18 protein-coding genes are annotated in these 25840 nt (G+C 62.8%); 11 read left to right on the top strand and 7 right to left on the bottom strand.

Going from position 1 to position 25840, the window contains the following annotated elements:
- Nucleotides 1-104: 104 nt before the first annotated feature.
- Nucleotides 105-5225 (top strand): dermonecrotic toxin domain-containing protein, encoded by a 5121-nt coding sequence (locus tag LOY35_RS14890; RefSeq protein WP_258624236.1) that lies wholly within the window; start codon nt 105-107, stop codon nt 5223-5225.
- Here the strand turns inward: LOY35_RS14890 and LOY35_RS14885 are convergent.
- Together LOY35_RS14885 and LOY35_RS14880 are read right to left on the bottom strand one after the other, a co-directional pair.
- Nucleotides 5194-6150 (bottom strand): class I SAM-dependent methyltransferase, encoded by a 957-nt coding sequence (locus LOY35_RS14885; protein WP_258624224.1) that lies wholly within the window; start codon nt 6148-6150, stop codon nt 5194-5196. The two genes, LOY35_RS14890 and LOY35_RS14885, sit on opposite strands and share 32 nt — an antisense overlap.
- Nucleotides 6151-6353: 203 nt before the next feature.
- Nucleotides 6354-7034 (bottom strand): murein L,D-transpeptidase catalytic domain family protein, encoded by a 681-nt coding sequence (locus LOY35_RS14880; protein WP_258624222.1) that lies wholly within the window; start codon nt 7032-7034, stop codon nt 6354-6356.
- A 176-nt stretch (nt 7035-7210) separates the two neighbouring features.
- Here LOY35_RS14880 and LOY35_RS14875 point away from each other — a divergent pair, with 176 nt between their 5' ends.
- Nucleotides 7211-8782, top strand: a complete 1572-nt coding sequence (locus tag LOY35_RS14875; RefSeq protein WP_258624219.1) for a murein L,D-transpeptidase — start codon at nt 7211-7213, stop codon at nt 8780-8782.
- A 1-nt stretch (nt 8783) separates the two neighbouring features.
- Here LOY35_RS14875 and LOY35_RS14870 read toward each other — a convergent pair whose 3' ends face one another.
- Nucleotides 8784-9416: an NAD(P)H-dependent oxidoreductase gene (locus LOY35_RS14870; protein ID WP_258624216.1), complete on the bottom strand. Its 633-nt coding sequence runs from the start codon at nt 9414-9416 to the stop codon at nt 8784-8786.
- 86 nt (nt 9417-9502) lie between these two features.
- Here LOY35_RS14870 and LOY35_RS14865 point away from each other — a divergent pair, with 86 nt between their 5' ends.
- From LOY35_RS14865 to LOY35_RS14850, 4 genes are all read left to right on the top strand, one after another.
- Nucleotides 9503-10117 (top strand): TetR/AcrR family transcriptional regulator, encoded by a 615-nt coding sequence (locus LOY35_RS14865; RefSeq protein ID WP_258624212.1) that lies wholly within the window; start codon nt 9503-9505, stop codon nt 10115-10117.
- Nucleotides 10118-10649: 532 nt separating this feature from the next.
- Nucleotides 10650-13211 carry a nitrite reductase large subunit NirB gene (nirB, locus tag LOY35_RS14860; RefSeq protein WP_258624202.1) on the top strand — a complete coding sequence of 854 codons (2562 nt, stop codon included), beginning with the start codon at nt 10650-10652 and terminating at the stop codon, nt 13209-13211.
- Nucleotides 13211-13588, top strand: coding sequence for a nitrite reductase small subunit NirD (nirD, locus tag LOY35_RS14855; protein WP_258624199.1), 378 nt, complete (start codon nt 13211-13213; stop codon nt 13586-13588). The genes nirB and nirD overlap by 1 nt, the downstream gene beginning before the upstream one ends.
- A 213-nt stretch (nt 13589-13801) precedes the next feature.
- Nucleotides 13802-14242, top strand: a complete 441-nt coding sequence (locus LOY35_RS14850; RefSeq protein ID WP_258624197.1) for a CBS domain-containing protein — start codon at nt 13802-13804, stop codon at nt 14240-14242.
- 180 nt (nt 14243-14422) lie between these two features.
- Here the strand turns inward: LOY35_RS14850 and LOY35_RS14845 are convergent, their stop codons facing one another.
- Genes LOY35_RS14845 through LOY35_RS14830 form a run of 4 tightly spaced genes read right to left on the bottom strand, consistent with a single transcriptional unit; the run spans nt 14423 to nt 19039 of the window.
- A complete protein-coding gene (locus tag LOY35_RS14845; protein ID WP_258624194.1) occupies nt 14423-14884 on the bottom strand; it encodes a response regulator in 462 nt (153 codons plus the stop codon).
- On the bottom strand, nt 14881-17193 hold the full coding sequence (locus LOY35_RS14840; RefSeq protein WP_258624186.1) for an ATP-binding protein: 2313 nt from the start codon (nt 17191-17193) through the stop codon (nt 14881-14883). The genes LOY35_RS14845 and LOY35_RS14840 overlap by 4 nt, the downstream gene beginning before the upstream one ends.
- A complete protein-coding gene (locus LOY35_RS14835) occupies nt 17190-17858 on the bottom strand; it encodes a response regulator transcription factor (protein WP_258624185.1) in 669 nt (222 codons plus the stop codon). The genes LOY35_RS14840 and LOY35_RS14835 overlap by 4 nt, the downstream gene beginning before the upstream one ends.
- Nucleotides 17855-19039 carry a sensor histidine kinase gene (locus LOY35_RS14830; protein WP_258624182.1) on the bottom strand — a complete coding sequence of 395 codons (1185 nt, stop codon included), beginning with the start codon at nt 19037-19039 and terminating at the stop codon, nt 17855-17857. Before LOY35_RS14830 ends, LOY35_RS14835 begins: the two co-directional genes overlap by 4 nt.
- 184 nt (nt 19040-19223) lie before the next feature.
- Here LOY35_RS14830 and LOY35_RS14825 point away from each other — a divergent pair, with 184 nt between their 5' ends.
- From LOY35_RS14825 to LOY35_RS14805, 5 genes are all read left to right on the top strand, one after another.
- Nucleotides 19224-19745: an SgcJ/EcaC family oxidoreductase gene (locus LOY35_RS14825; RefSeq protein WP_258624178.1), complete on the top strand. Its 522-nt coding sequence runs from the start codon at nt 19224-19226 to the stop codon at nt 19743-19745.
- Between the two features lie 334 nt (nt 19746-20079).
- A complete protein-coding gene (locus LOY35_RS14820; protein WP_144930453.1) occupies nt 20080-20589 on the top strand; it encodes a sigma-70 family RNA polymerase sigma factor in 510 nt (169 codons plus the stop codon).
- The gene (locus LOY35_RS14815; protein WP_258624167.1) at nt 20589-21533 is read left to right on the top strand and encodes a FecR domain-containing protein; all 945 of its coding nucleotides are present in this window, start codon (nt 20589-20591) and stop codon (nt 21531-21533) included. The genes LOY35_RS14820 and LOY35_RS14815 overlap by 1 nt, the downstream gene beginning before the upstream one ends.
- Before the next feature lie 67 nt (nt 21534-21600).
- The gene (locus LOY35_RS14810; RefSeq protein ID WP_258624165.1) at nt 21601-24024 is read left to right on the top strand and encodes a TonB-dependent receptor; all 2424 of its coding nucleotides are present in this window, start codon (nt 21601-21603) and stop codon (nt 24022-24024) included.
- 315 nt (nt 24025-24339) lie between these two features.
- Complete coding sequence (locus LOY35_RS14805) at nt 24340-25716, top strand: diaminobutyrate--2-oxoglutarate transaminase (RefSeq protein WP_258624164.1); 1377 nt, start codon at nt 24340-24342, stop codon at nt 25714-25716.
- The last annotated feature ends 124 nt before the right edge of the window (nt 25717-25840 follow it).

Raw genomic sequence — 25840 nt, 5'->3', positions numbered from 1 at the left:
TGTGCGGTTTTAAAAAACGGCCATTTCTTGGAGCATCGGGCTCGCGCCGGTTGGGCGCAGGTTACATCTCGATTCCCAATTGCCCCCAAGGATGGAGGTCCACCATGTCTACCCTCGATACCCATGTCGAGTTCATCCAGGCCCGGCTGCCCGCCTGGCTGAAACGGGCCACACGGCCCCAGCAGGAACGCTTCAGGGTGCTTACCCGGCAATTGCAACGCGACAGCGACGCACTGAACGCCTTGCTCGCCGACTTGCCATCGCCCTATGCCTTTACCCTCGACCTGCTCAAGGTGCAGCCGCAGGTCCAAGGCTGGAGCCGGGTGAATGGCGGCGGCAGCGTTGCCGATGCAATACGACGGGCCCGGGTCAGGCGTGGCCCTTTCGTGACCGATCCCTCGCTATCGGTGATCGAAGCGGCCATGGGCAACTATCCTCCCGCGGACGCCGTTGTCGGGGGGGACTTCGATAAGAAAGGCGAGCTGTTCATCCAGGGCAGGACGGGAGAGTTCAACCAGGGGGACACCCCAACGAACCGTGCGCCACTGGACATGACCCCGGCCGGTTTCGCCAGCCTTTGTCGGCAGGTGGACGTTGGTGGGGCATACCGCCAGAGACTCGAACAGCGGTTGCCTCGCATCGCCGGTGAGGTCCCGGTCGTGGCAAAAGCCTACATGGCGTATGCACGCAGCCTGTTGGCCCATGATGCCTACGAGGCCAAGCTGGCTGGACGCCTGGATAGCACCGGAGAGCGATTGCTGGCCCACGCCGGTGTTCAGCTGGAAACGCAGCCCGTGTCGCCCCTGGCCTGCGAGGTCAAGGCGCTGGAGCTGCTGTCCGCGCCGTTGTTCGGCGCTCGGGTGTACTGGGGGCTGGCGGGCGATGCCAAGGGCGTTCGTCCGATCGTCCTGCACATGCCCCACGATACGGTGCCACCGCTCAAGCAGTTTCCAAGTTTGCAGGCGCTGTCGGCGGAGCTGACCGAGCGGGTCCGTAAACGCAGTTATCGCCAGGATCTGTCGCAGTACTTTCCGTTGCGTCTGCAAGCCAGCCTGGGGGCGGCCCTGCACGATCAGGTGGAGTGGACGATCACTGACAACCCCAATCTGTTCCAGGAAATCCACGCACGTATCACCGGTTGGCGCGAGGGCGAGCGGGGTGAGGACGGCAATTCCCGACGCATTCGGATCCCTGTGCCCAAGGTGGCCTGGGGGCTGAATGACGTGCGCGAGAATCATTGGCACGCCGCCTACCATGAGTGGCGGGGTCATGCACTGGGCAACGCCTCGGCGCTGATGGTGTCGACCCGGGATCAGGATTGGCGGGCGCTGCTGGCACGGCTGGAGTACTGGGAGGCTATGGTCGAGCGTTCGCTGATGCTAGCGGCCACCTTCTTCCCGTTCTGCATGCCCATCGGCATGGGGGCCGCGGTGGTCGGTGGGGTGCGCCTGGTGTACGAGATCTTCGAAGGCATCCAGGCGTTCAACGAAGGCCACGCGCAAGAAGGGATCGAGCATATTTTCAATGTGCTGTTCGGGGTCGCCCAAGGTGCCTACCTGGGCTTCGTGGGCGGCGCCATCGAACCCATGCCCATGGCGGACGGCAGTACCCGGCTGTGGAACGGCGACGTCCGCCCCTTCGAAGCACGGCGCCTGCCACCGGTGGAGGCCGAGCAGGACGCCTGGGGTGTCTGGCGGACCGCCGATGAGGCTTGGATACGGATCGAGGATCGTTACTTTGAAGTACAGGGCACGCGGGACAACCTGAGCCTGCGCCTGCCCTCGGGGCACAGGGGTGTCACGCCGCCGTTGGAATGGAGCCGCGCCCGTGGCTGGCAGTGGGCCCATCGCAACCCGTTGCAGCGCGGCAATCTGGAGTTGTTGCGCACGTTCGCCGACACGCCTGCGGAACTGGACAACCCGACGATCCTGACCGTGCAACGCCAGGTCGGCATCAGCGAAGCGCATTTGCGCTACCTGCAAGTCGAGGCGCAGCCGATGCCGGCCATCCTGGCCGATGCCCTGGATGAAGCACGAAACTGGCAATGGGTACGCCACACCATCGACCGTCTGCGCCGTGGCGAAGCACCGCAGGGCGTGCATTTTCGCATCGTCCAGACCCTCGCGGAGTTGCCGGGCTGGCCCGAGGACATGACGTTGCGCTACCACGATGGTGTAAGGCTTTACCCCGTGGGCGACGCGGCCGATACGCGCTCTATCCTGTTAAGCCGGGCGGACCTCGCGCGCGACACCTGGGCCGCTCGCATTCTGGATGGGCTGAGGGTGGATGAACAGACCGCGCTGCTGGGCCAGAACAGCATCGGCTTGCCCCCGCTGGAGCGCAGTCGCTTGCTCGCCGGGCGCTGGGCCGCGCGGTTGGAGCTTGATGCCAGGCGAGTGACCCTGGCCATGGCGCAGCCAATCGCGACCGATCCGCTGGCGGTGCCCTTGATCAGGGCATTCCCGGGGTTGCCTGAGTCCATCGCCAACGAGCTTGTCCGTGACGTATCAGGTCAGGACCGGCAGCGTTTGCTTGACGGGCGGGTGGCGGGAAACCTCGGCAGCCAGGGGGCCGAAGCCTTGCGCGAGCTGCGCCTGAGCCGGGCCCTGCGCGCCCTGGCACGGGGGGAAAGCACGGTCGATCGAGACCGCATTGTCATCAATCTGCTGGCCAATACCCCTTCATTGCAGGGGCGCTTGCACCTGCGCCTGTGGCTGCGCGAGCTGCCGGATCCGATTGAAGTGGGGCAAGGTGGACCGTTCAAAGTCATCCGCCAGGAAGGGGACAGGTATCGTCCCTTCGACGAAGCCGGCGAGGAACTGGGGAGCGCCCTGGATCTGGAAGATGCACTGCTCAGGGCCATGCCGGACGATGCCCGCAGGGCACTGGGCTTGAACATCTGGGAGGCGGACATGCTTCGCCGCCAGTTGCTGGCCCAAGCCCTGGAAGACCGGCAAGCGTTGCGCCCCTACCTGGCGATGCGCAGCCTGGGCCGTCTTGGGTCGCGTCCGCAGTGGTTGAACGGGCACCTGGTCTATCCGCTCAGCGGCCGTGGCCGGCTGCCGCTGCAAGACTGGCGCGGCAGTTTGAGTCAGCGGCTTGAGCGGCTGTTTCCCGCGCACTCGGGGGATGCATTGACGCGGCTGCGGTTTGGCCTGGTCGAGCAGGCCCAGCGCGAGAGCGTTCACTTCAATGACTTGATCAACCGCCTGGAGAACGACTGGACCACCCTGGACCAAGGGTTGCGGCAATGGGAGGAACAGGAAGGATTTCACCATCCCGTCGAGCAGGCGCTGGACCGTGAGGCACTGCTGGCGCAGCGTCGGAGCATCGCCCGGATCATCCGCCGGGCCTGGCAGCGCGCGCCTGATCCGGGGAGGGAGGGCGGTGAGCTGGTGTTGCGGATCGAAAACGTCAGTATCGGTCGGCTGCCTCCGGTGACCGTTCGTTTGGATCACATCGAAACGATGATCCTGACCGACCTGGGGCTGGTGGAGGACCCTTCGGATTTCCTGCGGATGTTTCCCGGCGTCGATTCGCTGAACCTGCGGGACAACCATCTCACCGCCGTCCCTGTTGCAGTGGCGCAGCTACCGGCACTGGTGGATCTGTCGTTGAGTCGCAACCCGCTGCACCTGGACGCGCATGTATTCACGCCTCTGCTGGGGACCGATCCCTATATCCCTTTATGGACGCTGGACCTGTCGGGAATCGGCAGCGCACAGGCGGGTACCAATGCCGATGTGATTGCCGCCATCGGTAGCCTGGCGGGGTTACCGTCCCTGCGCGAAGTCATCTGGACCGACAACCTGAGTTTCACTCCGGAACAGTTGCAGGCCCTGACCACTTCGCTGCCGGACTTGCGCTCGCTGAACCTGGCGCGCTGTGGCCTGCGTCTGGACGAGGAGGGCAGTGCATTCCTGCGCACCGCCACGGCCTTGCAAGAACTGCGCTTGAACGAAAACAGCTGCCGGGACCTGCCTGATCTGCCGGAGCTGGTGAACCTGATGACGCTGGAGTTGAGCCGGACCGGGCTCGATCGGGTGCCCCAGCTCGCATTGTCGGTGTTGACCAGGCACTCCGAAGTGTTCATTTTCGATACGTTCGTTGTCGATCTCAGCGGCAATCGCATCACCAGCATTCAAGATGACCTGCTGCCCGCGCTCGCCCGCTTGAGCGACCAGGACTCCCTTGGGGTCTGGCTCGACGACAACCCGTTGCCCAGTGTCCAGGCCAATGCCCTTCGGGCGATTTTCCCCGAGTCTTTCCGGTACACCGTCGATGATTGGCTGTACATTTCGCCCTCGCTCCAGCGGGCCCTGGAGGTCGCCCGCGATGATCCGGGAATGCGCAGCTTCATCGACTGGTTCTCTACGCTCGTGCGCGATGCCGATAGCGGAACGACTGCCGGATTGTCGTTCAACGTTCGCCAGAGGGCGGCCGCGGTCTTGCAACATTACATGGGCTATCCAGGCGCCTATGACCGCCTGCCGACGTTGATCGGCGACTTCGACCAGCAACTGCGGCAACTGCGCACGCGCCTTCAGGCTCGTATTCTGGACAGGGAGCAGCCGGACCTCCCGGAGCTGGAACTGCACTTCAGAATGTTCCAGTCGGTCATGCGTGCGCGCCTTTCCCGAGACGGCGCGCCGTTTGCGGGTTTCCTCGCGGCACACTTTTCCAATTGGGAGTACGTGCTGATGGAGCGCTTTCCCAACCCCTCGCAACTCGAGGCGCAGATGACCCGGGACGCGTTTATCGGCTGGCTCAGCGATGCCCAGGACACTTACAACGCCAACGATCAAACCCCGAGCCCAGGTGAGATGTTGTGGCGGCCCTACCTGGGATTGATGTCGCCCCAATGGGCTGAAGGACTGGTGGTCTGGGAAGCCCTCGATGACGACCTGGTGGATGCCTTCGGCGGGCCGGTGAATCCATCCCGATGGCCCCAGGCGATGCTGGACAACCTGGTCCACCCGGACCCTGACCTGCCCAGCGCCCTGGAGCCGGTCACGGAAGGCGAGCGAACGGTCTGGCGCCGAATCAGGCTCGAAGCCGTCGCGGATGTGGATTGGGCCGCCGGCCGGCCGGTGACCCTCACCGAGGATCAACTGCGCCGCACCATGGCCATCTACCGTTCGGTCAAGAGCCGGGAAATCGAAGCCTTGGTACGTCGGGTGACCATGGGGCTGGTCAACGCCTGGTGGCCGGTGCTACCGCTTTGAAGACCAGGGCCTTCAGGCCACATTGACTGTCGATGTCGGGAAACTCCGGCGGGTTGGCCAGGCGTTCGCTGAAGGCCAACCCGGGGGCTTCGCGGGTGACGCCATCGATGAGAAAGTCCGGGCCGGTGGCCGGGTCATTGCTGCAGGCCAGGACGGTACCGTCGACGGCCAGCAGTTCCGGCAGCCGACGCAGTACCCGCTGGTAATCCTTGGTCAGCAGGAAACTGCCTTTCTGGAAGGTCGGCGGATCGATGATCACCAGGTCATACGGTCCACTGTTGATCACCTTGCCCCAGGATTTGAACAGGTCATGGCCGAGAAAACTCACCTGGCCCAGGTCATGGCCGTTCAAACGATGGTTGTCGCGGCCCCGGCTCAGGGCCGCGCGGGACATGTCCAGATTCACCACATGCCGGGCACCACCGGCGATCGCCGCCACCGAGAAACCGCAGGTGTAGGCGAACAGGTTAAGCACACGCTTGCCGGCGGCGTTGGCTCGGACCCAGTCACGACCGTAGCGCATGTCGAGGAACAGGCCGTTGTTCTGCTTTTTGCCCAAGTCGATCCGGTACCGCAGACCGCCTTCGGTCAGGGTCCATTCATCGATGGGCTCGCCCACCAGCCATTGGGTCAGGTTTTGCGGCAGATAACGGTGTTGCACCGCTAGGGTATGGGCCTTGCTGTGTCGCCAGGCCGGCGCGGCAGTGATGGCTAGCAGCGTCGACAGCAGGTCGTCCAACTGCGCGGGCGCAGGTTCCTTGAACAAGGACACCAGCAGCACACCCTGGAGCCAGTCGACGGTGATCTGTTCCAGCCCCGGCCAGCAGCGCCCGCGGCCGTGGAACAGGCGACGGGTTTCTTCCGGCACGGACGCCAGGGCGGTCAGTAAGTGGGTCTGCAGGGTTTGAAGGGCTTCAGGGTTCATCAGGCAATGCCGGCGATTCGAAAGGCCGGCATTTTAACCACCCGCTGATCAGGCGCAATCCCTGGGAGCGTTGGGATCTGTGGGAGCACAGCTTGCTCGCGATAGCGACAGACCCGTCAACATCGTTGCTGACTGACTTACCGCAATCGCGAGCAAGCTGTGCTCCCACAGAATCCTCATTGCAGGCTTCTATCCGGTGGGCGTCAGCCCCCACTGGTCGCCAGAATGCTCGCCACCTGCTGCGGCTGGCAGTTGAGATAGGCCGAACGCTTCAGCCAGCCCGGGTCCGGGTACCAGGAAAACATGAATTGCCCGCCCTTGAGCTTGTCGATTACCTGGCGCGCCACCTGGGGGCGCACCGCAGGGCAACCCTGGCTGCGGCCGATACGGCCCTGGCGCAGGCTCCATAACGGGTTCACGTAGTCGGCGGCATGGATCACGATGGCCCGATCACGGGCCTGGTCATTGAAGCCCGGTTCCAGGCCATCCATGCGCAGCGAATAACCATGGGTGCCCTGATAGCTTTCCTGGGTGCGGAACAGCCCCAGGCTGGACTGGTAGCTGCCCAGGCGATTGGAAAATTGCGTGGCGAAATTTTCCCCGGATTTCTGCCCGTGGGCCACCAGGTCGCGCAGCACCAGCTTCTTTTTCTGCAGGTCGAAGATCCACAGGCGCCGGGCCGTGGACGGTTGCGAGTAGTCGATCACTGCCAGGTGCCGGGCCCGGCGAGCGCCGTTGGCAACCGCGCATTGCATGGCGCTCAAGGCACTTTTGAGCGCCAGGGGATTGAGTTCCGGCGCGGCGTGGGCGAGGCTGTTGTAAAGCGTTTGAGAATTCGCCTGCTCAGCCAGCGCCGGAGCGCATACCGCGCCCAGTGCTGCCATGGCCAGGCAGAGTCGGCGAATAAGCGTCAGCGTGGCTGAAAAGAATCCACGCAGGGTTACAGGCTGATGTGTGTTTGCGGCATCCCGTCCGTAATTGTTCGTTTGCATCATGATGGCGGGTCGTACCTGTCGCAAAGTCAACCGTCACGAGACGGCCATGGATTGGAGTAAAGCAGTTGTTCAAAAAGCCCGTATGTTACTTGAGCCTTTTATTGCTCGCTTCGCCATTGGTCGCGACGGCCGGTGACGTTCCGTTTGGCGATCCACTACCTGTACAGGCCACGCTGGCCCGGTTATCGGTGGCTTGCCCGGCGCTGGCGGCGGGTGTCGACTTTCCGGCGATGCTGAGCTTGCAGGCGTTCTACCAGCAAAACGCCGGCCAGGAAGTCTGGTCGGACGACGAACGGTTGATGGCCTTGCGGGTCCAGTTGCAGCAACTGGCCGATGACGGACTGGACCCGGCCCGCTACAGCCTGCCGGCCGACGACACGTCCCTGAGTCCGGACTGTGTCGATATCGCCATCAGCCAGCGCTACTTGCAGGCCTTGTACGAACTGCGTTTCGGCTACTTGCCCCAGGACCGCCTGGAGCCGGTGTGGAGGGCCAGTCCGCTGCCCCAGGACCGCCAGGCGATGATCCTGGCCATTGCCGGGCCGGGTTTGAACAAACTGGCCGCAGCCTTTGACCAAGCCCGTCCGAGCCTGGACCTTTACCGCAACCTGCGTGTGCTCTATGCCCAGCAGCGCCAACAGCCTTTGTCCGAATGGCAAGCGGTGCCCACCGGTGCCCTGTTGCAACCGGACAAGCAGGACGCGCGGGTACCGGCCCTGGCGCGACGGCTGTTCAGCGAAGGCTACCTGAGTGCGCCGCCGGCCGAGGGCGACGAACATTACAGCCCCAGCCTGGTGGAGGCGATGAAGAGTTTCCAGCTGCGGCATTCCCTGCAGGCCGACGGGGTGGTGGGCCCGTGGACCGTCAACGAGCTGAACGTCAGCCCGGCCATGCGCCGCGAGCAGTTGCGGATCAATCTGGAGCGCATGCGCTGGCTGGCCCAGGACTTGGAGCCCGACAGCGTGCTGGTCAACGTCGCGGCGGCCCAGCTGACGGTGTACCAGGGCGGCGCACCGGTCTGGCAAACCCGCACCCAGGTGGGCCGGGCGGAGCGGGAGACGCCGTTGCTCAAATCCCGGGTGACGAGGCTGACCCTCAATCCCACCTGGACCATCCCCCCGACCATCCTCAAGGAAGACAAGCTCCCGGAGATCCGCCGCGATCCTGAGTTCCTCAGTCGCCAGAACCTGAGGATCATCGATCGCGATGGCCTGCCACTGTTGGCCGAGAATATCGACTGGGATCATCCGGGCGATCTGATGCTGCGCCAGGATGCCGGGCCGAAGAATCCGCTGGGCAAACTGGTGATCCGCTTTCCCAACCCGTTTTCCGTGTACCTGCACGACACGCCCAGCCAGGCGCTGTTCAGCAAAGGACCGAGGGCGTTCAGTTCGGGATGCGTACGGATCGAGCAAGTGATGCACCTGCGGGACCTGCTGGTGACCCCGGCCGAACGCCTGCGCACCGAGACCCTGCTGGCCGACGGACAGACCTATGAGTTCAGGCTGGCCAGGCCGATGCCGATTCTGTTGGGGTACTGGACGGTGCAAGCGGACAACCAGGGTCAGGCGATGTATATCCCGGATGTCTATGGACGGGATGTAAAGCTGTCCGCTGCCCACGGTCGAACACTCTGAGTCACGCCGGGGCGGCAGGCGTGTGGAGCGGTAGCGTCTTGTCCACTGTTGTGAACAACCGCTGGCCAATACTGACGGCGGCTTGCAAGTGCAGTTGCGGATCGAGGATCTCCGAGTCGAGCAAACGGTGCGAGCTCAGTACCTGGGCGCCACAATAATCAAAAATGCCATGATCGATTTGCGTGGTCATCGCTTTGCCATAGCCATGACGCAGGAAGGAGTCGGCATCGGCCCCGCCGACCGCCACCAGATGGACGCGCAGGTGCTGCAATTTCTGGATGAACGGCTTGTCGAGGCTGAAATCGAATGCCCAGCCGTTGGAAAAGACTCGGTCGATCCAGCCCTTGAGCAACGCTGGCATCGACCACCAATAAATGGGATAGACCAGTACCAGCGTATCGGCACGCTCGATTCGCGCCTGCTCGGCCAGTACGTCTGGCGGTGGCGAAGCTTCGCGGCGATGGACTGCGTGGTCGGCGAAACTGAAGCGCGGGTCGAAGCCTTCGGCGGCCAGATCGGCTATCTCGAAGGTATGGCTGGGATCGGCATGGGTCAGGCCTTGGCCTATTTTTTCGGCAAGGCTATGGGTCAGGGAACGTGGGTCGTGATGAGCGACAACGATGAGTGCGTGCATGGCGAAACTCCTACTGGTAACAACGGCGGGGAAGCGGCTATGCTTGGTTAAGTTACTTATAGTAAGTTACGGTTGGTAAAGTAAGCATGTCAAGCACTGGTGAAAAATCGTCTGTACCTCGTCGTCGCTTATCCCGGCAGGACCGGCAACGACAGCTGCTGGACGTCGCCTGGCGGCTGGTGCGGGAGGAGGGCAGTGACGCGCTGACCCTGGCCCGACTCGCGGACCAGGGTGGGGTGACCAAACCCATCGTCTATGACCACTTCGTCAGTCGATCCGGGCTGCTGGCGGCGCTTTACCAGGATTTCGATGTCCGCCAGACAGGGCTCATGGACGCGGCCCTTGCAGCGAGCGAACCGACGCTGCAAGGCCGGGCCCAGGTGATCGCCTCTTCCTATGTCGAATGCGTGTTGCAGCAGGGGCGGGAAATTCCCGGCGTGATAGCTGCGCTGACCAGCTCACCAGAGCTGGAAAACATCAAGCGGGAATATGAAGCGATATTTCTCGGCAAATGCCGGACCGTCCTCGAGCCGTTCGCGGGTGCGGGAACGATCACCCAGGCGAGCCTGCGAGCGATGCTGGGGGCAGCAGAGGCGCTGTCCAACGCGGCCGCCACCGGTGAGGTCAGTGCTGACGAAGCGAAGGAAGAGCTTTTTGTGAGTATCGTCGCGATGGTGCAGAGAGCCGCCCGCACTCCTTAAAACTGAGCACCGTAATCGCGAGCAGGCTCGCTCCCACATCGGACTTATGACGGACGCAGCTTCTGTGTTCGTCACCAGACCCTGTGGGAGCGAGCCTGCTCGCGATGAGGCCTGCCTGTTCAACTCTGATCCTGCAAGAAGCACTGCACTTTTATGAAGCCAGCAGCATCGGATCGCACCATGGGAAGGCAGTTGCCCCGGTGCTGCAGATTCTGGATGTCCAGGGTGAGGAGAAGGCCCTCTTCGCGGGCAAGCCCGCCCCCACAAGGGTAGAGCCGGTTGGAGCCTGTGGAATATGAGGGTTGGCACGCTCGCTGCAAGAGAGCCTCCAGGCCCACCGCGAACACAATCGAGTGGGCAGCCCCGTCGGTCAACGAAGATCGAGCGCCAGCAGGCCGGGGGTAACGGTAGATCGGGCGCAGTCGTCGGGTCGATACCGCACAGAACAGGCAAAGACGCCTGGAACCGCAAGGTTTCAGGCGTCTTTTTTTTTGCTTTCAAAATCGTGATGGGCTTTTGTCGGGTGCTTTCTATGAATTCCAACGTTGCTTCCCTGAACAAGCTGCAAACGCTGATCGTGATCGGCAATGGCATGGTCGGCCATCACTGCATCGAGCAGTTGATCGAGCGCGGTGCCCTCAACCATTACCGTCTGCATGTGTTCAGCGAAGAGCCGATGCGTGCCTATGACCGCGTGCACCTGTCCGAGTATTTCTCTGGCCGCGACGCCGAATCCCTGGCCCTTGGCGAGGCCTCGTTGTACCGGACCCCAGGCGTCACGCTGCACTTGGGCGTACCGGTGCTGGAGATCGATCGCCAGACCCGTCAGATCGTCACCGCCGGGGAGCGTATCCACTACGACAAACTGGTGCTCGCCACCGGCTCCTACCCGTTCGTGCCGCCCATCGAAGGCGCAGACGGCGATTCCCGCCTGGTCTATCGCACCCTTGAGGACCTCGACGCGATCCGCGCCGCCGCAACCAATGCCCGCCGTGGTGTGGTAGTTGGCGGCGGCCTGCTGGGCCTGGAAGCGGCCAATGCCCTCAAGACCCTGGGCCTGGAAGCCCATGTGGTGGAATTCGCTCCACGGCTGATGCCGGTGCAACTGGACGAGCAGGGCGGCCTGGCCCTCAAGGCGCGTATCGAAAAGCTCGGCGTCGGCGTGCATCTGTCCAAGGGCACCCAATCCATCAGCGCCGGTGAGCACTACCGCTATCGGATGAACTTCGGCAACGACGACTTCCTGGAAACCGACCTGATCGTGTTTTCCGCCGGTATCCGTGCCCAGGATGCCTTGGCACGCCAGAGCGACCTGCAGATCGGCCCGCGCGGTGGCGTGGTGATCGATGACCAATGCTTGAGCAGCGACCCGGACATCTATGCCATCGGCGAATGCGCAGCCTGGAACGGCAGTATCTTCGGCCTGGTCGCACCGGGCTACCAGATGGCCCGCAGCGTCGCGGCACAACTGAGCGGCGAAAGTGGCGAGCCGTTCACCGGCGCCGACATGTCGACCAAGCTCAAATTGCTCGGCGTCGACGTTGGCTCCATCGGCGATGCCCACGGGCACACGCCGGGCTCGCGCAGCTTCCAGTTCATCGACGAAACCAGCGCCAGTTACCGGCGCCTGGTGGTGGACGCCGACGGCAAGCGTGTCATCGGCGCGGTGCTGGTGGGTGACAACAGCTACTACGACACCTTGCTGCAGTACATGCAGAACGGCATCGCCTTGCCCAAGGATGCTGCCAGCCTGATCCTGCCCACCTCCGAAGGCGCACCGACCCTCGGCCCGGCCGCATTGCCCGCGGCGGCGACCATCTGTTCATGCCACAACGTCACCAAAGGCTCGATCTGCTCGGCCATCGACGGCGGCTGCACGGACCTGGGCCAACTCAAGTGCGACACCAAGGCCGGTACCGGTTGCGGGGGTTGCGCCGCGCTGGTCAAGCAGGTGTTCGAGCATGAACTGGTCGCCCGTGGCGTCAGCGTCGACAAGAGCCTTTGCGAACACTTCGCCTACACCCGCCAGGAGTTGTACGCCCTGGTGCGGGTGGAAGGAATCATCATCTTCGACGAACTGTTGGCCAAGCACGGCCGCGGGCACACCGGTTGCGATTTGTGCAAACCGGCGGTGGGCTCGATCCTGGCCTCGTGCTGGAACCAGCCGATCATGGATCCGTCGCTGGTGCCGTTGCAGGACACCAACGACACCTTCATGGCGAACATGCAGAAAAACGGCACCTATTCGGTGGTGCCGCGCATCGCCGGCGGGGAAATCACCGCCGACAAACTGATTGCTATCGGCGTGGTGGCGAAGAAATACGACCTCTACACCAAGATCACCGGCGGCCAGCGCATCGACCTGTTCGGTGCCCAACTGCACCAGTTACCGGACATCTGGGCCGAGCTGATCGAAGCCGGTTTCGAAACGGGCCATGCCTACGGCAAATCCACCCGCACGGTGAAATCCTGCGTGGGCAGCACCTGGTGCCGTTATGGCGTGCAGGACAGCGTGCAAATGGCCCTGACCCTTGAGGATCGCTACAAGGGCCTGCGCTCGCCCCACAAGCTCAAGTTCGCGGTGTCCGGCTGCACGCGCGAATGCGCCGAGGCCCAGAGCAAAGATGTCGGCGTGATTGCCACGGAAAAGGGCTGGAACCTTTATGTCGCCGGTAACGGTGGCATGCGTCCGCGGCATGCGGAGCTGTTCGCCACCGACCTGGATGACGCGACCCTGATCCGCTACATCGACCGCTTCCTGATGTTCTACATCCGCACCGCCGACAAGTTGCAACGCACGTCGGTCTGGCGGGAAAGCCTGGAGGGCGGCCTGGACTACCTCAAGGACGTGATCATCGACGACAGCCTGGGCCTGGGGGCCGAGCTCGAAGCCCAGATGCAACTGGTGGTCGACCGCTACGAGTGCGAGTGGGCCAACGCCCTCAAGGATCCGGAAAAACTCAAGCGTTTCCGCACGTTCGTCAACGACCAGCGCGGCGATCCGGATGTGCATTTCGTCCGCGAGCGCGGCCAGCGTCGCCCGGTTCACGCCGGTGAACTTCACCTGATTCCCGTCACCGAGGAGGTGCTCTGATGAGCCAGTCAAACGTCGTTCGTATTCCCACCGCCGAAGCCCAGGTGCAATGGCGCCCCCTGTGCAGCCGCGAAGACCTGGTCCCCAACTCCGGCGTGGTTGCCTGGCACGACGGCAGCCAGGTAGCGCTGCTGTACCTGCCCGAACAGCAGGACAAGCCGCTGTACGCCATCGACAACCGCGACCCCAAGTCGGGAGCGAATGTCATCGGTCGCGGGCTGTTGGGCAGCATCAAGGGTGATCTGGTGATTGCCTCGCCGATGTACAAGCAGCATTTCCGCCTGGAAGACGGCCACTGCCTGGAATACCCGGAACAGCGCCTGCGGGTATGGCCGGTGCGGCTCAATGGTGATGTGGTGGAGATTGGTGAGGATTGATCGCACGAAGCACCGCTTTTTTGTGGCGAGAGGATTTATCCCCGCTGGCTTGCGCAGCAACCCCAATAGAGACTGCCCGGGTTCATCTGGCACAAACAAGTGTCAGCTTTTGGGGCTGCTGCGCAACCCAGCGGGGATAAATCCCCTCGCCACAGGGATAGTGTCTGCATCAAATTTTGCTGTTTGCCCTTTATTTGGAGTTGGGGATCGACAATGAAAACCGCCGCTCAACTGGTGAAACTCAAGAGTCTGCAAAACCAGCAGGTCCACAGCATCGCGCCGGAGCAGACGGTGCTCGAAGCCCTGCGGATCATGGCCGAGAAGAACGTCGGCGCGTTGCCGGTGATCGAGGATGGCCAGGTGGTGGGGGTGTTCAGCGAGCGGGACTATGCGCGCAAGATGGTGCTGCACGGGCGCTCCTCGGTAGGGACTTCGGTACGCACGATCATGAGCGTACCGGTGGTCACCGCCGACAGTCAGCAGAGCATCGAACGCTGCATGGAGGTCATGACCGACAGCCACCTGCGGCACTTGCCGGTGCTCGATGGTGGGCAGTTGATCGGCCTGCTGTCGATTGGTGACCTGGTCAAGCAGGCCATTGTCGAGCAAGCGGATCTGATCCGGCAGTTGGAGCATTACATTCGCGGTCATTGATACCGGGCTCGGTATCCCAGGATTGGCCAGTTTGTGGCGAGGGGATTTATCCCCGCTGGGCTGCAACGCAGCCCTGAAACCTGGCAGCTCGGTGTAACAGATAGATCGAGGTTGCAGGTCTTGGGGCTGCGTTGCAGCCCAGCGGGGATAAATCCCCTCGCCACAAGTAATACTTATTTTTCAATCGATCGTCGGCCGATGCTGGCGCAGCAACTCGATCTGCTGCTCAGGAATCAACTCGCGCAAGGCCTTGTAGAGCGCCCGGGTTTCCAGCAGGTTCCAGATGCGCAGCATGGTTTCCAGCGCATCCAGCGGTTTGCTGATGAAATCCCGGGCACCGAGGGCCAGGGCCCGCAGGCGGGTGTCCCGGGTGGCGTCGGCGGTCAGTACCAGGATCGGCAGGTAGTCGTTGGCCGGGATGCGCCGGTTGAGTTGTTCCAGCACGGCGAAACCGTCGAACGCCGGCATGTGCAGGTCGAGGATGACCAGGTCCGGCTCGAAGCTGTTGAACAGATCCAGGGTGCGCAGGGGCTCGGTGCTGCTCAGCACGTTGTGCAGCCCTTCGCGGGCCAGCAGTTGTTCCATCAGGTCCAGGTTGGGGCGCTGGTCGTCGATGATCAGGATGCGCAAGTCACGATTCATGCAGGCTCCGGTAGATAACGTTCGAGGTGGGCCAGGAAGGCCTGGATATGGATGGGTTTGGTCAGGATCGCGGTGGCGCCCGCATCCTGAAGGGCCCGACGGGTCAGGTCGCTGGCATCGGCCGTGATCATCAACACCGGGGTGGACGCGGTGGCCGGGGACTGGCGCAAGCGACGCAAGACTTCCAGGCCAGCGAGGTCCGGCAGGGTCACATCCAGCAGGATCAGTTGTGGCGCATGCTGGCGCGCCAGGTCCAGGCCCATCTGGCCCTGCATGCTCGACAGCAGCTGGATGCCGGGACGGCGCTGCATCAGGGTTTCGATCAACGCCAGGCTCGAGAGGTTGTCCTCGATGCACAAGACCCTGCCGTGGTATTCAACGGGCGTGCGGGTGACCGTCAGGGCTGCGATAGGCGGCAAATGCGTGGTGACGACCTGAGCACCCGGCAACTGCAAGGTGAAACAGCAACCCTGGTCCGGCAGGCTGTGCACCTGGAGAGTGCCCTGCATCATCTCCAGCAGGCTCTTGCTCAGGGACAGGCCGAGGCCGGTGCCTTCGACCTGGGGATCGGCGCCCAAGCGTTCGAACGGCTTGAACAACTGGTCCAACTGCTCCGGGGCAATGCCGCGTCCGGTATCGCTCACGGCAATGGCCACCCGTTTGTCCAGGACGGTCACTTCAATGCGTACTTCACCCTCGGGCCGGTTGTATTTGATGGCGTTGGAAAGCAGGTTGAGCAGCACCTGGACCAGTCGCTGACGGTCAGCCAGCACACCGCTGCCCTCGGGCAGCGGCGGCAGTTCGACCAGGCGAATGCCGGCGTCGGCAGCCATGGGTGAAACCAGCGTCAGGGCTTCGTGCAGCACGGTCGCCAGGGCGATGGGCTCGATGTTCAGCGGCAAGCGGCCAGCCTCGATCCGGGCAATGTCCAGCACTTCGTTGATCAACGCCAGCAAGTGCTGGCCGGCGCGCAGGATGTGGCTGACCTGGGGACGCTGGCCGGCCGTGGAATCCATGTCCAGCAGCTGCGCGAAGCCGAGGATGGCATTCAATGGCGTGCGCAGTTCGTGGCTCATGCGCGAGAGAAATTCGCTCTTGGCCCGGCTGGCACTTTCCGCTTCTTCGCGGGCGGTGCTCAGGGCGATCTCGGCGGCGCGCCGGTCGGTGATATCGCGGGTGATCTTGGAGAAACCGCGCAGGGCGCCGGTACTGTCGTATTGAGCGGTGATGACCACGCTGGCCCAGAAGCGGCTGCCGTCCTTGCGACAACGCCAGCCTTCTTCCATGTAATGCCCGTCGCGGGTGGCTTCGCGCAGGGCCATCTCCGGGTGTGCCGGGCACTCTTCGGCCAGGTAGAACAGGGAAAAATGCTGGCCGATGATCTCCTGCTCGGTGTAACCCTTGATCCGTTCGGCGCCGGCGTTCCAGGTGATCACATGACCCTTGGCGTCCAGGGCGAAGATGCCGTAGTCCCTCACGCCATCGATGATCAGCCGCAGGCGCTCTTCGTTGTCGCGCAGGGCTCGCTCGCGTTCTGCCAGCAATTGTCCGGCTTCCACCAGGCGGGTGCCCAACTGGCCGATTTCATCCTGTTCCGGCGGTTGCGGCCGCAAGGGTTGGCCCAACGCCAGGCGCTGGGCATTGCCTTGTACCTGCTGCACCCGGGCGACGATGCCCTTGGACAAAAACAGCACCGCGACAATCGCACCGAACAACCCGCACACCGCGGCGAGCAGCGTGGCGAACAGCAAGCGCATGCGGGTGGCGGAGGCGGCGGCGCTGCGCTCGGCGAGCAGGGCTTCCTCGCGGATGCGCATGGCATTGATCTGTTCGCGCAACACGTCCAGCACCTGCTTGTTCTTGATCAGCAGCGCCGTGATGGCTTCGGTGTCGACGCCCCTGCCGCTACGCAGTTCCACCAACCCGCTGAGTTTCTCGTCGATCAGCGGGGTGATGGTCTGGAGGTGTTCACGGACCCTGGTGTCGCGGATGTTGCGGTCCAGCCGTTGCAATGCAGCCTCGATCAATAGCGTGGCCTGTTCATAGCTGGGCAAAAAGTCTTCGCGCCGGGTCAGCAGGTAGCCACGCACGCTGGCCGCCGCTTCTGCCAGCAGGGTATGTACCGTCTGGATATCGCCCTGCACGCGCAACACCCGGCGAACATCTTCTTCGGCCCGGGCGGTCTGGCGCTCGGTGATGTAGATCAGCACCAGTGACAGCAGCAGCACCACCAGCGGCAGGGAAATCACCACCAAAGCCTTGCCCCGCAGCGGCAAGTCGACCCAGCGGCGGGTCGTCAGGAGCCTCATGGCCATTGTCCGGCGGGTTGCGCCACCAGCCCCAAGGCAATGCCTCGCACGGCGGCCTGGGTCCGGTCGGCGGCCCCCAGCTTGCCAATGACCCGTTCCACATGGGCCTTGGCCGTACCGGAGGCGATGCCAAGCTTTTCACCGATTTCACGGTTGCTGAAGCCGCCCGCCACCAGCCCCAGCACTTGGCGTTCCCGCGCGGTCAAGGCCTGGAGCGGTGCTGCGGCACCGGCGCCACGTTCGGTCATGCGTCGCAACAGGCGGGCACTGACCGAACTGTTCAATGCTTCCTCGCCCCGGGCGACCCGTTTGAGTGCGTCCAGCACCTCATCGCGGCTGGCGTCCTTGAGCAGATAACCGACGGCGCCTGCGCCGATGGCCGCCTCCAGGTGGTCGGGGCTGTCGTCCATGGTGAAGATCACCACTTTGATGCCCGGTTGACGCTGCTGCAGGATGCGCGCCGCGCCCAGGCCGTTGAGCACCGGCATGCGGATGTCGAGAATGGCGATGTCCGGTTGCAGTCGTTCGCACAGGTCGAGGGCTTCCTGGCCATCGCGGGCCTGGCCGACGACCTCGAACCCGGTGCTACCGGCCAGCAGGGCGATGAACCCGGCGCGGGTGACTTCGTGATCGTCGGCCAACAGCAGCCTTAAAGGAGAGGTCATGGATGTGCTCCGTGGAGAGGCAGTGGCGCGCTGGCCAGCAATCGAGTGCCGCCGCCGGGCTGGCTGAGACACGTCAGGTGGCCTCCCAGTAGGATGGCCCGCTCCTGCATGGCAGCCAGACCGAGGTGGCGGGTGCCGTTGGTTTCGATGGGCTGCTCCAGGGCAAAGCCACGGCCATCGTCCTCCACCCGCAGGACGGCCTGGCCGTCGCTGATGGAGAGTCCCAGGCCCACATGGCCGGCCCGGGCGTGCTTGAGAATGTTGTTGATGCCTTCCTGGGCGATGCGGAACAGAGCGATTTCGGTATTGCCCGGCAGGCGCGCGCTGCTGTGTTCGAGCCAGTCCACCGTCAAGCCGGCTTCGCGCAGGCGATCGGCTTCCTTGTCGACGGCTTTGTACAGGCCGAAATCATCCAGCACATGGGGGCGCAGACCGCCGATCAGTTGCCGGCCTTCACCGACACAGCCCTGGGCCAACGCCAGGATGGTTTGCAATTCGTTCGCCAGGTCGGGCGGCAACGCCGGGCAGCGTCCGGCGAACCCCTGCAGGCGCTGATGCAGGCCGGCCAGGTTCTGCGCCAGGCCGTCGTGCAAGTCATACGCCACGCGCTTGCGTTCGTCTTCCTGGGCCGTGAACAACCGGTGGACCAGTTCGGACATGGTGCGCTCGCGTGCCTGGAGTGCTTCAAGCAGCCGATGGTTCTCCAGGTGCGCGGCCAGCAGGGTCGCCAGCAGTTGCAGGGATTCGATGTCTTCGTGGTCGGGCGCGCTGATGACCACGCTGTTGCCCAGCAACAACACGCCGAACGCCGTCCCGTCTGCGGCCCGCAGCGGCACCCGCAGGACCTGGGGCAGGGGGCGGTCGGGGTATTCGAGCCATTGCGGTCCGGGCAACGGCGAATCAGCGAGGCTGGCGAGCCAGTCGAGGCGCTCGCCGCTGCCATGGCAGGCGAGGGCGCTTGCCGGCTGATCAGGCGTCCATTCCAAGAGCAAGCCATGATCCATAGCGACGAACGCGCAGGCCCTTTGCACGACGCGCTGGCGCATCTGTGCCAAGGGCAGGCGGGTCAGTTCGTGGCCGGTGCCCAACAACAGGCCCAGGCGCGCGGCGCGGCTTTGCGACTGACGATACTGGCTGCGGATGGCCAGGGCGCTGCCGGGATCATGGGGTGGGCTTTGCATGGGAGCTCCAGCGTGAAGGGACCGGTCCGGTCGTGACGTTCGTATTAGAGCGTGTCATCGGTTCCGGGCCTATCTGCCGATCGGCATAGTCGATTGGCGCCGGTTGGCCGATGGCGGATGCCGGTGCGAACGGCAAAGTGGGGTCATTGAAACCGACGCTATTAATACCGAAAGGAACGCCACGATGAAAATGAAAACCCTCGCCCTCGCCACCTTTTTTGTACTGACCACGCCTTTTGTCCATGCCGCCGATGCCACGCCCTTCGTGTATCGCACCGTGGCCGAACAACCCAAGAACGTAGATGACCGGGAGATCGCTGGACTGTTCGACCACTGGAACAAGACGCTGCTGACCGGCAGTGCCGCAGCGATGACCAGCCTCTACGCGCCGGACGCGATTCTGCAACCGACCCTTTCCAACAAGGTGCGTACCACGCCGGCGCAGATCCAGGATTATTTCGAACACTTCCTGGCGGGCAAGCCGGTCGGCCAGATCAACTACCGGGAAATCCGCCACCTGGGTCCCGATGCGGCGATGGACAGTGGGGTCTACACCTTCACCCTGACCAATGCCGATGGCAGCAAGAAGGACGTGCAGGCGCGCTACACCTACCTCTATGAGCGCCTGAACGGACAGTGGAAGATCATCAACCACCACTCATCGGCCATGCCGGAAGTGCCGAAAGCCCTGCACGCCAGTCACTGATACCTCTCGTCAGCCGAGCGCCCTTGATCCCAAGGGCGCTTTTGTTTGTGCAGCAGAAGATTCCCTGTGGGAGCAACTGTCTTACCTTGCCGCCCATCACCGCCATCGCGAGCAGGCTCGCTCCCACAGGGGATTGGCGGTCAAACGCGGAAAGTGGGTTCACCGGGAACAATGTGGGAGCGAGCCTGCTCGCGATAGCGGTGGCCCAGCTTGCATCACAACCCTCGGTTTCCGCGCATTTACACATTTCGCCGCATAAAGGACTTGGATTAGCTTGTGAACATTAATTAGAATCAGTCTCATTTAAGACATTCCATGCCCAGGGCTTCTTGACATGTTTGATGCAGCTACGCCGACGGAGCACTCCCTACATGCGTTGTACCGTGATCATGGCGGCTGGCTGGAAGGCTGGCTGAGACGGCGCATGGGCAATGCCTGGGATGCGGCGGATCTGCGCCAGGATACCTTCCTGCGGGTACTCTCCAGCGCCCAACCCCTGGCGGACCTGCACGAGCCACGGGCCTATCTGCTCACGGTGGGCAAGCGGCTGCTGAGTAATTTCTATACCCGGCGCAACCTGGAACAGGCTTACCTCGATGCGCTGGCAAGCCTGCCCGAAGAGTGCGTACCGTCGCCGGAGCAACGCTGGCTGCTGCTGGAAACCCTGCACGCCCTGGACGAGTTGCTCGATGGCCTGCCGCCCCAGGTGCGACGGGCTTTTTTGTGGAGCCAGCTCGAAGGCCTGGGCTACCGGGAAATCGCCGAGCGCATGCAGGTGTCCGAACGCACCGTCAAGCGCTACATGGCCCAAGCCTATGAGCATTGCCTGCTGGTGGACTTTTGATGCGTCCGGCCCCGTCGTCCGAGGCTCGTGAGGTCGCCCGGGCGGCTGCCCGCTGGTTGACCCTGATGGAGTTCGGCGGCAACGAGTTCGACTCCGCCGGCCTGCAACGCTGGCGCGACAGCAGCGCTCACCACGAAGCGGCCTGGCAGAAAGCCCAGCGGCTGCGTCAGCGCTTCGCCGGGGTGCCGCCTTCGCTGGGCATGGCGACCCTGGATCGTCCATCCTTGCCCCGGCGTGCCGTACTCAAGCGCGCATTGGGCGTCGTCGCGCTGGTTCCGACAGCCTGGATGCTGGGTCGCACGTTGCCATTGGACGCCTGGCGCGCCGACCTGCACACCGCCACCGGCGAACAGCGGCGCTGGTCGCTGGTCGATGGCAGCCTCTTGCAATTGAACACCGACAGTGCCGTGAACCTTGACCTCAAGGCCCGGCGCCTGGTGCTGGTACAAGGCGAAATGGCCCTGAAAGTCAGCGGCGTCACGCCGTTGGCTGTCCAGGCGCCCTATGGCCTGATTACCGTGAGTCGAGGCGAAGTCTGCGTGCGCCTGGGTGAACGAGGCTGCCAGGTGTCGGTGGTCAGCGGTTCGGCGCAGTTGCAACCGTTGCACGGGCCTGTGCTATCGCTGGAGGAGGGCCAACAGGCCAGCCTTCACGCTGCAGGTGCAGGGCCGGTGACCAGGGTCGACCTGACGCAACCGGGCTGGCGCGACGGGGTGCTTGTGGCGCAGAACCAGTCGTTGGGGGACTTTCTCCGTGAGCTGGGTCGCTATCGCCCGGGTGTGCTGCGCTGGGACGAGGCCCTGGAATCGCTTCGGGTAACCGGCAGTTTCCGCCTGGAAAACACCGACAAAGTCCTTGCTTTGCTCTCGGCCAGCTTGCCGCTCGACGTGCAGATGCGCACCCGTTATTGGGTCACCTTGTCGCTTCGCAAAAATATCGCCTGATGCCTGTCCCCTTTTTTTGTCTCGCTTGTCATTCAAGGCAAGTGAACAAAAACGAGAGCGCCTTCCAATGTCCGCAGTAGTACCTTTGCATGTTCGCCCCGCCCTTGCCGGCTGGCGTCCACTGTTGAATCTGGGCCTCATGCTGAGCCTGAGCGCCAGCCCGTTCTTCATCTCATCCAGCCAGGCCGAAGAAGCGGCCCGGCGCAGCTTCCAGGTTCCGGCCGGCAGCCTCAGCGCGGCACTGACCCGCTTCGCCGGGCAGGCGGGTGTCAACCTGTCGGTGGACCCGGCCCTGGTGAGCGGTCGCAACAGCGCCGGCCTTTCGGGGGAGTATGGCGTGGAGGAGGGCTTTGCCCGGTTGTTGCAAGGCTCCGGCCTGCAGTTGCAACCGGTGGGCGAACAGGCCTACATCCTGGCCCCGGCACCGGAGGGCGGCAGCCTGCAACTGGCGCCCACCTCGATTCTCGGCGCCGCTGGCTCGGAGGAGGGCGAGGCGTATGCCGGCGGCCAGGTCGCACGTCGTGGCTCCCAGGGCTTGCTGGGCTCGCGTGACTTCATGGAAACGCCGTTCAGCATGACCACCTACACCAGCGAGGCGGTCAAGAACCAACAGGCCCGGACCCTGGGCGACCTGGTCAACAGCGACCCCTCGGTGCGTGCGACCAACCCGGCGGGTGGCCGGTATGAGCAGTTCACCATTCGCGGCTTCAGCCTGTTCAACAGCGATGTGGCCTACAACGGCCTCTACGGCATCCTGCCGACCTATACGATCGACATGGAAATGGCCGAGCGCGTCGACATCCTCAAGGGACCGAGCCAGCTCATCAACGGTATTTCACCGCGAGGCAGCGTGGGGGGCGGGATCAATGTGGTGCCCAAGCATGCCACCGACAAGCCCATCACCTCGTTCACCGGCAGCTACGCGTCCAACAACCAGCTTGGTGGTGCCGTGGATGTCGGCCGACGCTTTGGTGAGGACAACAAGTTCGGCATTCGCTTCAACGGTGTGAAGCAGTCCGGTGACACCGAATGGGACCACCAGAGCGTGGACCGCGAGATGGCCGTGGTTGGCCTGGATTTTCGCGGTGAACGGCTGCGTGTCTCCACGGACATCGGCCACACCGAGCGCGATACCGATGCGCCGCAGGAACGTGTGCAGGTTGCCGCCGCCGCGCCGGTTCCCCATGCCAGCGATGTGCGCAGCAACTATGCCCAGCCCTGGAGCAAGGCACGCACCAAGGACACCTTCGGCATGGTGAACGCCGAATACGATGTCAGCGACTCGACGATGCTGTATGGCGGTGTCGGTGCGCGTGAGAGTCATCATGATTTTCTTCGGCATAACGTTTCGATTATCAATGATGCTGGCGATTTCACTGTTTCCCCCCGTGATTTCTCTCGGGATGAAAGTGTCCGTACAGCCAATGTCGGGGTTCGCAACTGGTTCCACACAGGGCCGGTAAGTCATGAGGTCAACCTGGCCGCGAGCTATTTCTACATGGATTTCACCAACGGCGGTGCGCGCTATGCCAACGGCAGCAGCAACCTGTATGACCCGGTGAAAACCACGACGCCAAGCACCCCTACGCGCAAGGATGACAAGGTCTACACCGAAAACCACTTCAGTGGCGTAGCGCTGTCTGACACCCTGGGGTTTTTCGATGACCGTCTGCTGCTGACCCTCGGCGCCCGCTGGCAGCGGGTGGAAGTGGATGACTGGACCGCGGGCGTCAAAGGTGCAACTGCCTATGACGAGGAAAAAGTATCTCCATCAGGCGGCATCCTGTTCAAGGCCACCGACAAACTGTCGCTGTATGCCAACTACATGGAGGGCCTGAGCCAAGGCAAGATCGCGCCGTCAACCTCGATCAATGAGGACGAGATTTTCCCGCCGTTCATCAGTCGCCAGGTTGAGGTAGGAGCCAAGTACGACGCCGGTCCGTTCGCCTTGACTGCCGCTCTGTTCCGGATCAAGCAGCCGGCCTACGCGACCGACGCCACGACACGCGTGTTCGGCCCCAACGGTAAGCGTGAAAACACCGGCGTGGAATTGAGCGTATTCGGTGAACCCCTCAAAGGCACCCGACTGCTCGGTGGCGTGATGTACATCGACAGCGAGCTGACCAACACCACTGGCGGCACTTACGATGGCAACCGTGCGCCGGCCACGCCGAGATACAACGTCAACCTGGGCGCCGAATGGGATGTGCCAACTGTGCAGGGCTTGACCCTGACCAGCCGCGGCATCTATTCCAGTTCGCAGTACCTGGACCAGTCCAACACCAAGGAAATCGATTCCTGGGTACGCTTCGACGTCGGTGCACGCTACGGCTTCAAGGTCGATGAAAAGAACATCACCCTGCGTGCCAACATCGAGAACGTGGCGGACAAGCGCTATTGGAGTTCGGCCGGGGCCTCGGATGACAGTGAGCCGGGCCTGACGCTGTCGACGCCGCGCACCTACCTTCTGTCAGCTACCGTAGATTTCTGACACCGCTGTGCAGCTCCATGGAGGGAGCTGTTTTTCTATTGTTATATATCGTTTTGATATTAATATTAATCTGCAATTATCGGGGGCCTGTCATTCGATATAAAAGCTGATTAAACGGCTTTCGGTACTGATATTAAAGTGCCTTTCTCCAATATGTTTATTCCTCAATACTCCAATTCACTTCGGTGAATTACTCCTGCGCGTTATTCAAATAGCAAATCGAATCCGAAAACTTCCCAATTTATTGAAATTAAATATTGCACTCGTCAGCGAATGAGAATAATTTGCATATAGGCTTAATCAGGATTGATTCTCATGTTGAATGACAGCGTCGTACGCACCGATTCTTTGCAGAAGGACAATGCACATTATCTGCGCCGCCAGAGCCAGTTCGAATCCAATGTTCGCAGTTACCCGCGCAAGTTGCCCCTGGCCATTGCCAAGGCCCATGGCGTATGGGTGACGGACGTGGAGGGCAAGACCTACCTTGATTGTCTGGCGGGGGCCGGGACTTTGGCATTGGGCCATAACCACCCCGACATCATGGACAGCATCGATTACTTCATATCTTCGGGCATGCCGATGCACACCCTGGACCTCACCACGCCGCAGAAGGATGCCTTCAGTGAAAAGCTGTTGAGCCTGCTGCCAGGACAGGGGCGTGACTACTGCCTGCAATTCTGCGGGCCGTCCGGGGCGGATGCGGTAGAGGCGGCGCTCAAGCTGGCCAAGACGTTCACCGGGCGCAGCAACATCATCAGCTTCAGTGGCGGCTATCACGGCATGACCCATGGCGCGTTGTCGGTAACGGGCAACACCGGGCCGAAAGACGCCGTGGCATCCTTGATGCCGGGCGTGCAATTCATGCCGTATCCCCATGAATATCGCTGCCCGCTGGGCATCGGCGGCGAAGCCGGGATCGAAGCACTGGGCTATTATTTCGCCCAGTTCATCGAGGACGTGGAAAGCGGCGTGTCGCTGCCGGCGGCCGTGATCCTCGAGGCGGTGCAGGGCGAGGGCGGAGTCAACTGCGCTCCGCCGCAATGGTTGCGCCGTATCCGCGAGGTCACCCAGCGGCACGGCATCCTGCTGATCATCGATGAAGTCCAGGCGGGCTTTGGTCGCACCGGCAAGATGTTCGCGTTCGAGCACGCCGGGATCGAGCCGGACATCATCGTCATGTCCAAGGCCGTGGGCGGTGGATTGCCGTTGGCCGTGCTCGGCCTCAAGCGAGAGTTCGATGCGTGGCAGCCGGGCGCCCACACCGGGACATTCCGGGGCAACCAGATGGCCATGGCCACGGGCCTGGCAACGCTCAACGCCCTGCAGCAACAGGATTTGCCCGCCCAGGCCGAACGGCGTGGCGCCTGGCTCAAGACCCGGCTGGTAGAACTGCAGCAGCGTTATCCGGCCCTTGGCCAGGTGCGAGGTCGCGGGTTGATGCTCGGCATCGAGATCGTCGATGAGCGCCAGGCCCCTGATCGCCTGAACAGCTATCCGGGCGACCCGACCTTGGCCGTGGCCATCCAGAAACACTGTTTCGACCACGGGCTGTTGCTGGAACGGGGAGGACGGCAGGGCAACGTGATCCGCTTGTTGCCGCCGTTGATCATCGATGACGAGCAATGTGCGCTGGTAATGGAACGATTTGAACAAGCGTTGCAGGCTGCACTTTCACAAGAACGTCATTAAACAATCTTTCGATATATACGTGGCGATATAAGTCATATCGGTCACTTGATAAACAGCGCTAAACAATTTTCCCGAAGTTGGGGAAGGCGGGCACCTATTGTCCTGGCGCTGAATAAACGAACTT

Source organism: Pseudomonas sp. B21-028, assembly GCF_024749045.1.
In the GTDB taxonomy this organism is placed as follows: Bacteria; Pseudomonadota; Gammaproteobacteria; order Pseudomonadales; family Pseudomonadaceae; genus Aquipseudomonas.
This window is presented reverse-complemented; position numbering and strand designations above follow the sequence as displayed.